The sequence below is a fragment of the Streptomyces sp. NPDC090083 genome (genome assembly GCF_044747445.1).
Lineage (GTDB): Bacteria > Actinomycetota > Actinomycetes > Streptomycetales > Streptomycetaceae > Streptomyces.
The window spans coordinates 271,839-286,721 of sequence record NZ_JBIVED010000011.1 but is presented as its reverse complement, the minus strand read 5'-3'; the positions used below and the strand labels follow the sequence as shown (position 1 = coordinate 286,721).

12 protein-coding genes are annotated in these 14,883 nt (G+C 72.5%); 6 read left to right on the top strand and 6 right to left on the bottom strand.

Going from position 1 to position 14,883, the window contains the following annotated elements; translation table 11 throughout:
* Positions 1-219: 219 nt before the first annotated feature.
* Positions 220-1,098: an oxidoreductase gene (locus tag ACIPTO_RS33320; protein ID WP_366324317.1), complete on the bottom strand. Its 879-nt coding sequence runs from the start codon at positions 1,096-1,098 to the stop codon at positions 220-222.
* 161 nt (positions 1,099-1,259) lie between these two features.
* Between ACIPTO_RS33320 and ACIPTO_RS33315 the strand changes: the two genes are divergently transcribed.
* The gene (locus tag ACIPTO_RS33315; protein ID WP_366324315.1) at positions 1,260-2,144 is read left to right on the top strand and encodes a helix-turn-helix transcriptional regulator; all 885 of its coding nucleotides are present in this window, start codon (positions 1,260-1,262) and stop codon (positions 2,142-2,144) included.
* A 34-nt stretch (positions 2,145-2,178) separates the two neighbouring features.
* On the opposite strand, the gene ACIPTO_RS33310 is transcribed toward ACIPTO_RS33315, so the two are convergent.
* Positions 2,179-2,556, bottom strand: coding sequence for a toxin Doc (locus ACIPTO_RS33310; protein WP_366324313.1), 378 nt, complete (start codon positions 2,554-2,556; stop codon positions 2,179-2,181).
* Positions 2,557-2,559: 3 nt separating this feature from the next.
* Positions 2,560-2,805, bottom strand: coding sequence for a hypothetical protein (locus ACIPTO_RS33305; protein WP_366324311.1), 246 nt, complete (start codon positions 2,803-2,805; stop codon positions 2,560-2,562).
* Positions 2,806-2,942: 137 nt separating this feature from the next.
* On the opposite strand from ACIPTO_RS33305, the gene ACIPTO_RS33300 reads away from it, so the two are divergent.
* Together ACIPTO_RS33300 and ACIPTO_RS33295 are read left to right on the top strand one after the other, a co-directional pair.
* Entirely contained in the window at positions 2,943-3,440 is a 498-nt protein-coding gene (locus ACIPTO_RS33300; protein WP_401198339.1) for a methylated-DNA--[protein]-cysteine S-methyltransferase, read from the top strand.
* 40 nt (positions 3,441-3,480) lie between these two features.
* Positions 3,481-4,170, top strand: coding sequence for a 2OG-Fe(II) oxygenase (locus tag ACIPTO_RS33295; protein ID WP_401198337.1), 690 nt, complete (start codon positions 3,481-3,483; stop codon positions 4,168-4,170).
* 30 nt (positions 4,171-4,200) lie between these two features.
* On the opposite strand, the gene ACIPTO_RS33290 is transcribed toward ACIPTO_RS33295, so the two are convergent.
* Complete coding sequence (locus ACIPTO_RS33290) at positions 4,201-5,814, bottom strand: DHA2 family efflux MFS transporter permease subunit (protein ID WP_401198335.1); 1,614 nt, start codon at positions 5,812-5,814, stop codon at positions 4,201-4,203.
* A 191-nt stretch (positions 5,815-6,005) separates the two neighbouring features.
* Between ACIPTO_RS33290 and sigJ the strand changes: the two genes are divergently transcribed.
* Positions 6,006-6,998 (top strand): RNA polymerase sigma factor SigJ, encoded by a 993-nt coding sequence (gene sigJ, locus ACIPTO_RS33285; RefSeq protein WP_401198333.1) that lies wholly within the window; start codon positions 6,006-6,008, stop codon positions 6,996-6,998.
* 97 nt (positions 6,999-7,095) lie between these two features.
* Here the strand turns inward: sigJ and ACIPTO_RS33280 are convergent, their stop codons facing one another.
* Positions 7,096-10,188 carry a glycoside hydrolase family 2 TIM barrel-domain containing protein gene (locus ACIPTO_RS33280; protein ID WP_401198331.1) on the bottom strand — a complete coding sequence of 1,031 codons (3,093 nt, stop codon included), beginning with the start codon at positions 10,186-10,188 and terminating at the stop codon, positions 7,096-7,098.
* Positions 10,189-10,445: 257 nt separating this feature from the next.
* Here ACIPTO_RS33280 and ACIPTO_RS33275 point away from each other — a divergent pair, with 257 nt between their 5' ends.
* The gene (locus tag ACIPTO_RS33275) at positions 10,446-12,821 is read left to right on the top strand and encodes a SpoIIE family protein phosphatase (RefSeq protein ID WP_401198329.1); all 2,376 of its coding nucleotides are present in this window, start codon (positions 10,446-10,448) and stop codon (positions 12,819-12,821) included.
* A 46-nt stretch (positions 12,822-12,867) separates the two neighbouring features.
* On the opposite strand, the gene ACIPTO_RS33270 is transcribed toward ACIPTO_RS33275, so the two are convergent.
* Complete coding sequence (locus ACIPTO_RS33270) at positions 12,868-13,410, bottom strand: sigma-70 family RNA polymerase sigma factor (RefSeq protein ID WP_366324297.1); 543 nt, start codon at positions 13,408-13,410, stop codon at positions 12,868-12,870.
* Between the two features lie 46 nt (positions 13,411-13,456).
* Between ACIPTO_RS33270 and ACIPTO_RS33265 the strand changes: the two genes are divergently transcribed.
* A complete protein-coding gene (locus tag ACIPTO_RS33265; RefSeq protein WP_401198326.1) occupies positions 13,457-14,830 on the top strand; it encodes a serine/threonine-protein kinase in 1,374 nt (457 codons plus the stop codon).
* Positions 14,831-14,883 lie beyond the last annotated feature (53 nt).

The following is a 14,883-nucleotide window of genomic DNA, read 5'->3' as shown; positions in this document are numbered from 1 at the left end:
GGCTTTCGACTTTCCATGCGCCCCGTGTGAACCACGCGCACACACCGGTGCGGCACGCACGCTCCCGGCACACCGCTCACCGCGGTCCACTGGAATCGGCCTTTCTCGGAGGCCTCGCGCCGGACGGCGGCTCTCCCGCGCCAAACGGCCGCCGACCCTGCTCCTCCCGCCCTCGGTCGGCGGCCCCGAGGGCGGGGGCGGCCCACCCCCGCCCTCCCCTCATGCGGCCACGGCCCGGCCGATGGAGTCGAGTTCGGCGACGGCGTCGTCGGGCAGCACCAGGTCGGCGGCGGCGATGTTGTCCCGCAGATGCGTGCGGGAGGAGGTGCCGGGGATCAGCACCGTGGTCGCCGAACGCTGCAACAGCCAGGCCAGCGCGACCTGTTGGGCCGAGGCGCGCAGCCGGGCGGCGACGTCGGAGAGGGTCCGCGACTGCAGCGGGGTGAAGCCGCCGAGCGGGAAGTACGCGGCGAACGCGATGTTCTCCGCCGCGCACCGCTCGACGAGGGCGTCGTCCTGCCGGTTCGCCAGGTTGTACAGGTTCTGCACGGTGACGACCGGCGCGATGGCCTGGGCCTCGGTCAGCTGGGCGGCGGAGACCGTGCTCAGCCCGAGGTGCCGGATCAGCCCGGCCTCCCGCAGTTCGGCGAGGGCACCGAACTTCTCCCCGATCGACTCCTCGTCGGCGGAGTCCTGGGTGCCGAGCCGGAGATTCACCACGTCGAGGACGTCCAGCCCGAGGTTGCGGAGGTTGTCGTGGACCTGCGCCTTGAGGTCCTCGGGGTGCCGGGACATGATCCAGCTGCCGTCGGGGCCGCGCCGGGCACCGACCTTGGTCACGATGTGCAGGTCGTCCGGGTAGGGGTGGAGTGCCTCCCGGATGATCTCGTTGACGACGACGGGGCCGTAGAAGTCGCTGGTGTCGATGTGGGTGATGCCCCGCTCCACGGCCTCGCGGAGGACGGCGACCGCTTCGGTGCGGTCCTTCGGCGGGCCGAAGACATGGGGGCCGGCGAGTTGCATGGCGCCGTATCCCATGCGGGTGAGGGTGAGGCCCTCGGCGAGGGTGAGGGTGCCGCCGGAGACGGTGTCGGCCATGATGGCGCGCCTTTCGGTGAGGGTGGGCCAGGGGGATCCGCGGGGTGCGGTCCGGTCCCGCCGTCGACTCTGCGCCTGTCCCGGCCGGGCAGGCAGTACCCAGATGTTCCTGGTAGTGACAGGGACACGCACCTCGGCGCATTCGGACCTACGGTGGTGACGTGGACAGCAAGAACGCGCTCGGCGAGTTTCTGCGGGCCCGCCGCGAGCGGGTCCGGCCCGAGGACGTGGGCCTCAGCGGCGGCGGACTGCGCCGGGTACCGGGGCTGCGCCGGGAGGAGGTCGCCCTGCTGGCCGGGATCAGCTCCGACTACTACCTGCGGCTGGAGCAGGGCCGCGACCGCAACCCGTCCGTGCAGGTGCTGGAGGCGCTGGCCCGGGTGCTGCGCCTGGACGCCTCCGCGACCGCCCATCTGCTGGGCCTGGCGCAGCCGGAGCGGCCGGCCGTGTCCCGCAGACGGGTGAGGCGCCCGGAGACGGTACCGGCGAGCGTCCGCGAGCTGCTCGACACCTGGTCCGCGCACCCGGCGTACGTGCAGAACCGGTTCACGGACTGCCTCGCCGCCAACGCGCTGTGCGCGGCGCTGTCCCCGAACTACGCCCCGGGGGTGAACCTGCTGCGGGCGGTGTTCCTCGACCCGGCCGAGCACGAACTGCGGCGCGACTGGGAGGAGCTGACCGCCGAGGGCGTGGCGACCCTGCGCGGCCACATCGGACCCGATGTCGACGATCCCCGGCTGGTGGACCTGGTGGGCGAGCTGTCGGTGCGCAGTGACCGTTTCCGGCACCTGTGGAGCCGCCACGAGGTACGGCCCATGCTCGGCCGGACCAGTCTCCTCAGCCATCCGCTGGTCGGTGACGTCGAGCTGCGGTCGAACAAGTTCGAGATCCCGGGCACGGACGCCCTCAGCCTGGTCGTCTTCCACGCCGAGCCGGGCAGCCGCAGCGCGGAACTGCTGGGCCTGCTCGGCAGCCTGGCCGCGCCCGACGGCGTCCCGCGCGAGGCCCCGCACGAGGACACCGCCCGGCTCGACGAGGAGCGGTGACGGACCCCTCGGAGCAGTGGCCCGGCGCGAGCGCTCAGATCTGCCAGGACCGCAGCCGGTCCGCCGCGCCGTAGACGTCGGTCTTGCCGGAGATCAGATCGCGGGCGAGGTCGACGAGCGCGCCGTAGGGCGGATCGATGCCGACGCCGCTGACGAACATGTAGGCGACCGCGGTGGCGCAGGCGAAGCGGGCGTTGGCCGAGGGCAGGGGCTTGAGGAGGGCGAGGGTGTGCAGGAGGGCGGTGGCGCGCCAGGCCGGGTCGGAGTCGACGCCGAGGCGGGGCGGGTCGACGCGGTGCCGGGCGACGGCCGCGACCAGCGCCGAGAAGTCGTTGATGGTGGGCTGGTCCGGCAGGACTTCCTCATGTCGCTGGAGCAGCCAGGGCACGTCGATGTGGATGGCGTCCGGCATGCGTCAGGCAACCCGCCCCTCGCCCCTGGCCGCCGGTTCGTCGTCCGGGAACGCGGCGGCGAACTCGTCGGCGTGCGTCGCGAAGAACCGGCGGAAGGCCTCGGCGCCCTCCTGGAGCGCCCGGTGCCGGGCGATGTCGGCGGCGGCGGCCTCACGCACCAGCGCCTTCATCGACGTACCGCGCTCCTTGGCGATCTGCCGCAGGTCCTCTAGCTCGCGGTCGCTGAACTCCACGTTGAGAGCTGGCATGCCCACACGGTACCGCTCGGGTACTTACCCGTAAATACCCCCAGGTCAAGAGGCACACCGGACGGTACCGAAGCGGCCCCAACACCATGTCCGAATCCCGCCGGTACCGGCCGCCTTCGCGGAGCAGACTCGTCCCCATGAACACGGTCTGCACACTCATCGACAGCCCCGTGGGCGCGCTGCTCCTGACCGGCGAGAAGTCGGCCGACGGCACCACCCTCACCTCCCTGACCATGCCGGACCGGCCGACGGTCCCGGCGGACCTGCGACGCGACGACGAGGCCTTCGCCGAGGCCGCCCGCCAGCTCTCCGCGTACTTCGCCGGGGACCTCACCCGCTTCGACCTCCCGCTGGCCGCCGGGGGAACGGAGTTCCAGCAGCGGGTCTGGCAGGCCCTGGACGAGATCCCGTACGGCACCACGACGACCTACGGCGCCCTCGCCGAGCGCCTGGGCGTTCCGCGCGCCGAGGTCCGGGCACTGGGCGCGGCGCTCGGCGCCAACCCGCTGCTGCTGGTGCGCGCCTGCCACCGGGTGATCGGCGCGGACGGCTCGATGCGCGGCTACGCGGCCGGGATCGAACGCAAGGTCCAACTCCTCACCCACGAGGGCGCGTTGCAGCCGATGCTCGGCTGACGCCGGTCCGGTCCGGAGAAGGAGGAGTGGAGGAGAGACAATGGACAGCACCAACTGGTCAGCACTCGCAGCCGAGTTGGACGTGCACGGCAGTGCGCCGACCGCCGCCCTGCTGACCCCCGCCGAGTGCCGCGAGGTGGCCGCGCTCTACGAGAAGCCCGAACTGTTCCGCACCACCGTGGACATGGCCCGCCACCGCTTCGGCTCCGGCGAGTACCGCTACTTCACGCACGACCTGCCCGCGCCGGTGGCCGCCCTGCGCGCCGCGCTCTACCCGCGCCTGCTGCCGATCGCCCGGGACTGGGCGGCCCGGCTCGGCCGGCCGTCGCCCTGGCCCGACGACCTGGACGACTGGCTCGCCCGGTGCCACGCCGCCGGCCAGGACCGCTCGGCGCAGATCCTGCTCCGCTACGGCGAGGGCGACTGGAACGCCCTGCACCGCGATGTCTTCGGCGAGTTGGTCTTCCCGCTCCAGGTGGTGATCGGCCTGGACGAGTACGGCACGGACTACACCGGCGGTGAGTTCCTGATGGTCGAACAACGCCCGCGCGCCCAGTCCCGGGGGACCGCGACCCCGCTCCCGCAGGGCCACGGCCTGGTCTTCACCACCCGGGACCGCCCGGTGAGGACACGGCGCGGCTGGTCGTCGGGCCCCGTGCGCCACGGCGTGAGCACCGTGCGTTCCGGCCGACGGCACGCACTGGGCCTGGTGTTCCACGACGCGACGTGAGGGCACCCCCACCCGACCACCCGCAGCACCTCACCGTGCCGCTTCCTCCCGCTCGGGCTCGGACACGGGCAGGGCATGCGGGTGGGCGGACGGCCCGTCGTGCCGTCGTACGGCGAGACACGCGAGCGCGCCGGTCAGCAGGACGGCCACGGCGACGTACACGGCGGGCCCCATCGCCTGGACGAAGCCGTGCCCGAACACCTCGCCCCCGAGGGCACGCATCCGCGCGGCGACACCGTGGGGCACCCCGGCCGGCGCGCCGCCCCGCTGCCCCGCGCCGACGTCGGACTCGGCCTTCGAGAACGCGGTGACGAACGATTCCCGGTAGGCGGCGGGGAGTTGACCGGCCCGGTCCCGGGCCTGCCCGGTCAGGGAGGAGGCCAGCCGCGCCTGGAGCACCGCCCCGATCACCGCACCGGCGAGCACCGAACCGACCTGCCGGAGCGCGTTGGTGACACCGGACGCGGCGCCCGCGAGCCGGGGCGGAACATTGCGCATGACTTCCGTGGCCATGGGCGCGAAGGTGCAGCCGACGCCCAGCCCCGTCAGGAACAGCGGGAACGCGACGGTCGGCCAGCCCGTGCCGACGTCCGCGACCCCGACGAACCAGACCAGACCGCCCGCCCAGGCGAGCAGCCCGCCCATCAGGATGACCTTGCCGCCGACCTTGTCCGCGAGCGCCCCGGCGGGCCCGGCCATCACGAACGAGCCGAGCGCGACGGGCAGCAGCACGAGCCCCGCCTTCTGCGCGCTGAAGCCGAGCACGGACTGGAGGTAGATCGTCAGCGGCAGGAACATCCCGACCACACCGAACGACACGGTGACGCCGACGAAGTTGATGAGGCTGAAGTCGCGGTCCTTGAACAGCGAGAAGGGGACCAGGGGTTCACCGTCCTGCTGGCCGCGCTCGTGCAGCAGGAACGCGGCGAAGAGGACACCGGCCGCGCCCAACAGGCCCCAGATCCAGGCGTTCCAGTCGTAGCGCTGCCCCTCGGTCAGCCCGAAAGCCAGGCAGAACAGGGCGGTTGAGGCGAGGGTGACGCCGAGGGTGCCGAAGCGACGGCGTACCGTGCGCCCGGAGCCGGGGATGACCGCCAGGGTGAGGACCAGTACCAGCGCGCCCATCGGCAGGTTGACGAAGAAGATCCAGCGCCAGGACAGATGGGTGATCAGCACCCCGCCGAGGATCGGGCCGAGCGCGCCGGACACCCCGGCCACCGCGCCCCAGATGCCCATCGCGACACCGCGCCGGTCGGCCGGGAACACCTCCGCGATGATCGACAGGGTCTGCGGCATGAGCAGCGCCGCGCCCAGCCCCTGCACCGCGCGGAACCCGATCAGCTGGGCGGGGTCCTGTGCGAGGCCGCAGGCGAGGCTCGCCAGCGTGAAGACGGTGACTCCGGCGGCGAACAGGGTGCGTTTGCCGCGCAGGTCGCCGAGGCGTCCGCCGGTGATCAGCAGGACGGCCAGCGCCAGTGTGTAGGCGTTGACGACCCACAGGATCTCGTCCAGGGACGCGTCGAGGTCCTCGCCGAGCCGCGGGATCGCGATGTTCACGATCGTCAGGTCGAGGAGGGTCATGAAGAACCCGAGCGAGAGCGTGACGAGGATCGCCCAGGGGTTGCCGTGCCACTTCTTGAACACGATGTCGACTCCTTAGGTCCGACGGCGCGTCCGGCCGCGCACCGGACTCGCGTTCAAGAGGGCCGGGCCGTCGACGGGTGTGACACGGCCCCGATTTCCCGAGACGTACGTCACATTCGGGCCGTCGCGTGTCACATTCCGTGCCCCGCCACCCCTCGCAGTGGTGAGCACGTCACTGGGGAGGCGCATTCATGTCCGAGACGTCCGGGACCGCCGTCGACAACGCGGCGACCACTGTCTTCATGGACCACCGCGAGCTGTTGTTCGCCCTCGTCTACAACATGCTGGGCAGCGTCGCCGACACCGACGACGTCCTCCAGGAGGCCTGGCTGTCCTGGACGGCCCGCATCAGGCGCACCCCTCTCGGCACCGTCACCAACCCGCGCGCCTATCTCGTCCGTATCGCCGTCAACCACGCGCTCCAGCGCCGTGCCACGGTCAGCCGCCGCCGCGAGACGTACGTGGGCCCCTGGCTGCCGGAACCGCTGGTCGACCAGAGCGCCGACGGCGACCCCGAGGACCCCGCCCTGCGCGCCGAGTCGGTGTCGCTGGCCATGCTGGTCGTCCTGGAGTCACTGACACCGCTGGAGCGCGCGGTCTTCGTCCTCAACGAGGTGTTCGGGTACGCCCACACGGAGATCGCGGACATCATCGACCGCACTCCGGCGGCCGTACGGCAGCTCGCGCACCGGGCGCGGGGCCATGTGCACGCGCGCCGGCCGCTGTACGAGGCGCATCCCCGGGTGCGCCGGGAGGCGACGGAGCGCTTCGTGCGGGCCGCCGTCGGCGGGGACATCGCCGCGCTGATGGAGATCCTCGCGCCGGACGTCACGGTGTGGACCGACAGCGGAGGCAACCGGAAACCGGCGGGGCTGCGCCCGGTGCGCGGGCGGGACAAGGCCGTCCGTCTCATCAACTCGTTCGCGGACCGGCGGCACGGTCGGCAGGACCTGGAGCTGACCTACCGGCGCGTCAACGGCGACGACGCCGCCGTGCTGTTCGAGGGCGACGCGCCGTACGCGGTGATGGTCATGGACCTCACCCCCGAGGGCGACCAGGTGTCCGGGGTCTACATCGTGACCAACCCCGAGAAGCTCACGCACGTGCACAAGGACGAGAAAGACGAGCAGGACGAGCAGGACGAGACAGATGAGCAGGGCGGCCAGGGTGAGCAGGGCGAGTGACCACGACCCACCCGAGTCCTCGGCTCTCCTCTGTCCCCGGCACCGGCCGCTCGACCCGACCGTCCACGCCTCCCTGCCCGGCCCGTCGGGCTACCGGCTATCCGGCCGGTACCTCCATCTTGCTGATGCGCAGGGCCCCTTGAGCCGTGCCGGGACTGCTGCTCGTCAGCGTCAGCCGGACCCGTGATCCGCGCACGGCACGGAAGGTGACGACGGTCGGCGCGTCCGACGCCGTGGCCCAGTCCACGGCGGCCCCCTCGACGGGCACCCACACCCGCCCGTCCCACACCGCGACCGCGACCGCCGCGGGCAGACTGTGCGTCGCGTCCACCGTGAACGACACCTCCACCCGGTCGAAGGACCGGCTCCTCCCCCAGTCCACCGACACCCAGTCCGCGCCGCGCGCCCCGCTGAAGGCGGGCAGCAGTGCCGTGGCCGACTTGGCGAAGGCGTTGGACCAGCCGGTGGCCGCGTCGCCGTCGAGCATGGCGGCCGGGAGGGTGTCGGGGCGGCCCGAGTAACTCGCGTCGGCGCGGGGGTGGCCGAGCGGGGCGGGACGGTCGGCCTCGAAGCGCGGGGCCGGGGTGAGGGCCACGTCGCGCGCACGTGTCGTGCGGACGGTTACCGTGCCGGTGCGCAGCCCCTCCGCACGCGCCGTCACCGTCAGCGCGCCCGGCGCCGTACCGGACCGGACGATCGCGAGTGCCTTGCCGTGGAAGGCCGTCCGGGTGCTCGCCTGGTAGCGCTCGGCGCTCTCCTCGCGTCCGTTGTCGAGGCCGGCGAGGGAGCCGCCCCTCACGTCGAAGGCGATCAGGTCCTCGGCGTCGGGCGCGACGACACCGTGCGCGTCGACGACCTCGGCGGTCACGAAGACGAGCGAACGGCCGTCCGCGGCAAGGGATCCGCGGTCGGCGGTGAGGCGTACGGCGTGGGCGGGCCCGGCGGTGCGCAGGACGTCCGTCGCCACCTTCTTCCCGCCGCGGCTCGCGACCGCCCTCAACTCGCCCGGCTCGTAAGGGACGTGCCAGGTCAGGTGGAGCTTGCCCGCGCTGCCGTTCGGGCTGGTGTAGCTGCCGGGGTAGGGGCCGGTGGTGAAGGTCCTGTCGTCGCCGGTGGCCTCGGTGGTCTCCAGGTAGGTGCGGCCGTCGGTGGTCGTCTTGGTGTCGAACTCCCTTGTCCCGAGGGACTTTCCGTTGAGGAACAGCTCGACGGTGCCGACGTTGGCGTAGGCCCGGACCTCGACGGTGGCCCCCGGCTCGTGGTTCCAGCTCATCGGCACCAGGTGGACCATGGGCTCGTCGGTCCACTGGCTGCGGAAGAGGTGGTACATGTCCTTCGGGAAGCAGGCCGTGTCGACGGCGCCGAAGAACGACGCCTTGACCGGGAACACGTTGTACGGCGTGGGTTCCCCGATGTAGTCGATGCCGGACCACAGGAACTGGCCCGCGAACCACTTCCGGTCCCGGTCCTTCTTGTGGCCGTACTCGCCGCTCATCGTCCAGGAGGAGAGGTTGTTGTCGTAGGACGAGGTCGCGCGGCGGCCCGGGGTGTGGTTCTCGCCGGTGTTGAGGTGCTCCGGCTCCTGGTACGTGGACCGGGTCGAGGTCTCGGAGGAGGACTCCGACTCGAAGAGGAACAGGTGCGGGTAGGCGGCGTGCAGGGCGTCGACCGACTTGGCGGTGTTGTAGTTGAGGCCGAGCCCGTCCAGCTTGGCGAGCATGAGGTCGGCGGCGGAGCCCTTGGCCGGTACGGAGCGGTACTTGTCGGAGCCGATGACGACGGGTCTGCTGTCGTCGGCCGCCTTGATGGCGCCGATGATGCGGTCGGCCATGGCGAGGCCCGCGGTGGAGGTGGAGTCGGGGATCTCGTTGCCGATGGACCAGAGCACCACGGCGGGCGAGTTGCGGGCGGCGAGGACCATCTCGGTGGCGTCCTTCTCGCACCAGTCATCGAAGAACCGGTGGTAGTCGTAGGTCGTCTTGCCGGTGTGCCAGCAGTCGAAGGCCTCGACCATCATCACGATGCCCAGTTCCTCGCAGGCCTGGACGATCTGCGGGGAGGGCGGGTTGTGGGAGGTGCGGAAGGCGTTGACGCCCATCGACTTCATGACGGCCAGCTGGCGGCGCACGGCGTCAAGGCTGATCGCGGAGCCCAGGGCGCCCTGGTCGTGATGGAGGTCGACGCCCTTGATCTTGGCCGGGGTCCCGTTGAGGGAGAAGCCCTCGTCCGGGTCGAAGCGGTAGCTGCGGATGCCGAAGGGCGTGCTGTACGTGTCGACCGTTCTGCCGGCCACCCGTAGCTCGGTCTCCAGGGCGTAGCGGTGGTCCGGGGTTGCGATGTCCCACAACTTGGGCGCGGGGACGGTGAGTTCATGGGTCTCGGTGGCGCGGTCGGTCACGCTCGCAGGGGAGTGGGCGCGGGCCACTGTCCGGCCGCCGGGGTCGACGACCCGTGACCTGACCTCGACCTGGCTCGCGGTGCCCGACTCGTTCAGCACGGTCGTGCGCACCCGTACGACGGCCCGCGCGGCGGTGATGTCCGGGGTCGTGACGTACGTGCCCCGGCGTTCGACGTGCACCGGCTCGGTGAGGACGAGGCGGACCTCGCGGTAGATGCCGCTGCCCGAGTACCAGCGGCTGCTGGGGAGCTGGTTCTGCACCTTGACCGCGAGGACGTTCTCGGTGGTGCCGTCGGTGTGCACCAGGCCGGTGAGGTCGAGGGCGAAGCCGGTGTAGCCGTAGGGGTGGCGGCCGGCCTCGGTGCCGTTGCAGTAGATGTACGAGTCCATGTAGACGCCGTCGAACTCGACCGAGATCCGCTTGCCCGCGACGGCGGGCGGCAGGGTGAAGGCGAGGCGGTACCAGCCGAGGCCGCCGGGGAAGAAGCCGGTGCCGCTGGTGGTGCCGTTCGCCGTGGTGGGGGTCTGCTCGATGCTCCAGTCGTGCGGGACGGCTACCTCGCGCCAGGCCGAGTCGTCGTGGTCCGGTGCGGCGGCCTCGGCGTAGGCGCCGGTCGGGTCGGTGATCCCGCCGGGGTCGACCAGCGCGAAGCGCCAGCCGTCCCGCAGCGGGACCGTGCGGCGGCCGACGGCGCCCGGCGGGGCCGCCTGCGCGGCCTGCGCGGGCAGGAGTGACGCGGCCGTCGGCGCGGCCGTGGAAGCGATCAAAACCGATCTGCGAGTGACCGTCATGGCGGCTCTCCCTCATCAGGGCCCAGAAGTACTCACAACTGATCGTGACCGAACAGATTCTGACGGGGAGCCATGCGGGACCGTCAAGGGGGCCGCCGCGGACAGGTGCTCTCTCGGTCGCTTCGGCCGGTTTTCCCCCGTGCCCGACCGGGCTCCCCGGCCCTGGGGGTTCTCGTCCGCGCGGCACCGTGACGCACTAGGCTGGAACACAAGTGACGGGTCTGTTCACTGTGAGTGTGCGCGATGGAGTGGCGACGATGAGTCCGGTCTACCCGTTCGACGATGCCGCGACGGCGCGGGCTGTCATCGACGATGCCGGAACTCTGACGCAGTGGAGCGAGGGCGCCCGGCGCCTCCTCGGCCACACCGCGGACGAGGTCGTCGGCCGCCCGGCCGCGCGGCTGCTGGCCGGTGGCACCGAGGCGCTGCCCGGGACCAAGGACGCCCGCTGGGACGGCACGGTCGCCCTGCGGCACCGCGACGGCCGTACGCTGCCCGCCTGGCTGCTGGCCCACCACCGGCGCCCCCCGGGCGGCGGCCCGGGCGACTGGCTGGTCGTGACCCCCCTGGAGGGCGGCGGCCCCCGCGCCGCCGAGGATCCGCTCGCGACGGCCGCGCTGACCCAGTCGCCGTGCGCCATCGCGGTCTACGACGAGCGGCTGCGGCTGAGCCGGTTCAACGACGCGATGGCCGACGTGATCGGGCTGCCCGAGGAGCGCGTCCAGGGGCTGCGGATCACCGAGATCGGCGGGCAGCCGCAAAGCTCGGAGCTGGAGCAGTACATGCTGCGCGTGCTCACCTCCGGCACCGCCGAGGACTTCCAGATCTACATGCGCACCGGCGGCGAGGACACGGCGCACGCGTGGCTGGCCCGGATGGCGCCGATCACCGACGCCGAGGGCCGGGTGCGGGGCGTCTGCCTGGCCGCGCACGACTTCACCGAGAACTACCTCGCGCGGGAGCGCCTGCAACTCGTCAACGAGGCGAGCGTCCGCATCGGCACCACCCTCGACGTCACCCGTACGGCCCAGGAGCTGGCGGATGTCTGCGCGCCGGCGCTCGCCGACTTCGTCAGCATCGACCTGCTGGACCCGCAGGAGCACGGCGGCGAGCCCCCGGCGGCGCTCACCGCACCCGTCAGGCTCCGCCGGGCGGCCCACCAGTCGGTGCAGGAGGGCAGCCCCGAGGCCGTCGCGAAACCCGGCCAGCTCAACCTGTACCCGGAGCACTCCCCGCAGGCCGACGCGCTGGTCGCGGGCCGCACCCTCGTCGCCTCCGGCCGGGCCCTGCAACGCTGGCTCTCCTGGGACAGGACCCGCGCACAACGCGTCCAGGAGTACGGCATCCACTCCTCGATGGCCGTACCGATCCAGGCCCGCGGCGTCACCCTCGGCGTGGCGGTCCTCACCCGGTACCGGCGCCACGACCCCTTCACCGAGGACGACGTCCTGCTCGCCGAGGAGGTCACGGCCCGCGCCGCCGTCTGCATCGACAACGCCCGGCGCTTCTCCCGCGAGCGTGAGACCGCCCTCGCCCTCCAGCGCAGCCTGCTCCCCCGCAAACTCCCGCCCACGGCCGCCCTGGAGGCCGCCTCGCGCTATCTGCCGGCCGCGCGGGCCGGGGTCGGCGGCGACTGGTTCGACGTGATCCCGCTGTCCGGGATGCGGGTCGCCATGGTCGTCGGGGACGTCGTCGGCCACGGCATCCAGGCCTCCGCGACGATGGGCCGGCTGCGCACGGCGGTCCGCACCCTCGCCGACATCGACCTCGCCCCGGACGAACTGCTCACCCACCTCGACGACCTCGTCGTACGGCTGTCCGCGGAGTCCGGCGGCGAGGGCAGTCCCGGCGAGGTCGGCGCGACCTGTCTGTACGCGGTGTACGACCCGGTGTCCCGTCGCTGCACCCTGGCCCGCGCCGGGCATCCGCCGCCCATCATGATCCGGCCGGGCGGCCCGCCCGAGCATGTCGACCTGCCCGCGGGGCCGCCGCTCGGTCTGGGCGGCCTCCCCTTCGAGTCCGCCGAGGTGGAGCTGCCCGAGGGGACCGTGCTCGCGCTCTACACCGACGGGCTGATCGAGAACCGCGACCGGGACCTCGACGACAGTCGCCGGCTGCTGTTCGACGCCCTGTTCGCGCCCTCGGACTCCCTGGACGAGACCTGCGACCGCATCCTGCACGCCGTGCTCCCGCCGGGCGGCGCGGCCGACGACGTGGCGCTGCTCGTGGCCCGCACGCAGGGGCTGCCCGCCGAGCAGGTGGCGACCTGGGACATCCCCGCCGACCCGTCGCTCGTCGCCCCGATCCGCAAGCAGGTCGTCGAGCAGCTCGACGCCTGGAACCTGAGCGAGGCCGGGTTCACGGCCGAGCTGGTGGTGAGCGAACTGGTCACCAACGCCATCCGCTACGGCGCCCACCCGATCCGGCTCCGGCTGATCCATGACGCGGCCACGCTGATCTGCGAGGTCTCCGACACCAACCACACGGCCCCGCACCTGCGCCGGGCCAAGACCTGGGACGAGGGCGGGCGCGGCCTGCTGCTGGTCGCCCAGCTCACCCAGCGCTGGGGCAGCCGGCACACCGCCGACGGCAAGACGATCTGGGCGGAGCTGTCCCTCTTCGACGAGGGGTGAGCCGGCCCGGAACAGGTCGCGAAGGGCCGGGTCAGGTCGAGCAAGGTCAGGTCAGCCAGGGCCTGACCTGGCGGCGCGCCTCGTGCAGCCGGGACTTGAGGGTGCCGAGCGGGATGCCGAGGCGCTCGGCGATGTCGGCGTACTCCAGGCTGCAGATGTCCCGGTACACCAGCGGCGCGACGAGGTTCGGCTGCTCGCGCTCCAGGCGCTCCAGCGCCTCCAGGAGGTCGATCTTCGATCCGGCGATCACGCTCGTGGTGCGCGGGTCGACATGCTGGCTGACGTCGATCACGGCGGGCTGCTCGGCGGCCCGGCGCTTCAGCTCGCGGTACTTCTGCCGGGCGCCGTTGGCGACCACCGTGTAGAGCCAGGTGCTGAAGAGGCTGCGTCCCTCGAACGTGCCGATCTTCCGGGCGACCTGGAGCAGCACGTCCTGGGCCGCCTCCTCGGCGTCCTCCCGGCACGGCAGGAAGCGCCCGCAGCGCCGTACGACCTCCGGCTGGATCGTCCGCAGCAGTTCGTCCAGTGCCACCGGGTCACCGGCCGCGGCACGCCTGGCCAGGTCTTCGGTCAGCGCCGCTTCACGCACTGGATCCACTCCTCCGCCTCGATCTCCGAGCAGGCATGATAGTCCTATGCACTCCGTCGAACAGATCGGCCGCTACCGCCTTGAACGCCGCCTCGGCACCGGTGCGTTCGGCACGGTCTGGCTCGCGCACGACGATGTCCTGGAGGCCCCGGTGGCCGTGAAGGTCCTCGCCGACAACTGGGCGCACCGTCTCGACATCGTCGAACGCTTCCTCTCCGAGGCCCGCCTGCTGCGCAGGGCCGACTCGAACAGGGTCGTCCAGGTGTACGACATCGGAGAGCTGGACGACGGACGGCCGTACTTCGTGATGGAGTACGCCGACGCCGGCACCTTCGCCGATCTGCTCGCCTCGGGTCCGCTGCCCGTGGCCGAGGCGCTGCGGCTGACCGCGCTGGCCGCCCGGGGCGCCGCCGCGCTGCACGAGGCGGGGATCGTGCACCGGGACATCAAGCCGACCAACGTGCTGCTGCGCACCGCCCCGGACGGCACCGGCCGGGTCCTCCTCGCCGACCTGGGGCTGGCCAAGAGCCTGGCGCACGCGTCGGGCCTCACGCTGGCCGCGGGGTCTGCGGGCTACCAGCCGCCGGAGCAGGCCCAGCCCGGCTCGGGCATCGACGAGCGCGCCGACGTGTACAGCCTGGGCGCGGTCGCCTACGAACTGCTCACCGGCACGGTCCCGGGCGCGCCCGGCCAGGTCGTCCGGCCGGACCGGCTGCGGCCCGAGGTGTCCCCGGAGGTGCAGCGGGCGGTGCTGCGCGCGCTGGAGCCGGACCGGGAGCGGCGCTGGCCGACGGCGCGGGCGTTCGCGGAGGAGCTGGAGCGGCTGGCCGGGGAGGTGCCGGCGCCCAGGCCGCGCGGCCGGCACCGCGGGGTCGCGCTGATGACGGGGCTGTTCGTCGTGGTGGCCGTGGGCGCGGGCGTCGCGGTGCTGAACCTTCCCTCGTCCTCGTCGGGGAGTTCCGGGCTGCGGGTCAAGGACACCACGGGCCGGGTCTCCGCCGAGGTGCCCGCCTCCTGGGGCCGTCAGCTGCGCGACTCGGGCTGGGATCCGCACGCCCTCGGTCTGCAGGCGGGGCACGAACCGGGGCTGGCCGTCGCCGACGACCTGTCCGGCTGGTCGGACCTGTCGTCGGACGTGAACGGCGTGTTCATCGGCCTGAGCGAGCACGGCAGCGTGACGACGCAGGTGGACCGCCTCGCCCACTCCGGGTGCCGCTACGACGGCAGCCGCGCCTACGCGACCGCGACCTGGCGCGGCACGATCCGCACCTGGAGCGACTGCTCGGGTTCCACCGGCACCCTCTCGGAGACGGCGCTCCGCGAGGTCGGCGGCGCGGCCCAGCCGCAGGTCTACGTGCAGATCCGGCAGCACAGCGGTGACGCGACCGCACGCATACTCCGCTCGCTCCGGGTCACCTGATCACTGTCGGAGAACGATTCCGGTGGTGCCGCGAACTTTTCGGCGCGTGCCCG

What these genes read in the sequence shown, in the direction of transcription:
- ACIPTO_RS33320 (WP_366324317.1), bottom strand. Translation starts at nt 1,098, where the DNA reads ATGGCCGACACCGTCTCCGGCGGCACCCTCACCCTCGCCGAGGGCCTC.
- ACIPTO_RS33310 (WP_366324313.1), bottom strand. Translation starts at nt 2,556, where the DNA reads ATGCCGGACGCCATCCACATCGACGTGCCCTGGCTGCTCCAGCGACAT.
- ACIPTO_RS33305 (WP_366324311.1), bottom strand. Translation starts at nt 2,805, where the DNA reads ATGCCAGCTCTCAACGTGGAGTTCAGCGACCGCGAGCTAGAGGACCTG.
- ACIPTO_RS33300 (WP_401198339.1), top strand. Translation starts at nt 2,943, where the DNA reads ATGAACACGGTCTGCACACTCATCGACAGCCCCGTGGGCGCGCTGCTC.
- ACIPTO_RS33295 (WP_401198337.1), top strand. Translation starts at nt 3,481, where the DNA reads ATGGACAGCACCAACTGGTCAGCACTCGCAGCCGAGTTGGACGTGCAC.
- sigJ (WP_401198333.1), top strand. Translation starts at nt 6,006, where the DNA reads ATGTCCGAGACGTCCGGGACCGCCGTCGACAACGCGGCGACCACTGTC.
- ACIPTO_RS33280 (WP_401198331.1), bottom strand. Translation starts at nt 10,188, where the DNA reads ATGACGGTCACTCGCAGATCGGTTTTGATCGCTTCCACGGCCGCGCCG.
- ACIPTO_RS33275 (WP_401198329.1), top strand. Translation starts at nt 10,446, where the DNA reads ATGAGTCCGGTCTACCCGTTCGACGATGCCGCGACGGCGCGGGCTGTC.
- ACIPTO_RS33265 (WP_401198326.1), top strand. Translation starts at nt 13,457, where the DNA reads ATGCACTCCGTCGAACAGATCGGCCGCTACCGCCTTGAACGCCGCCTC.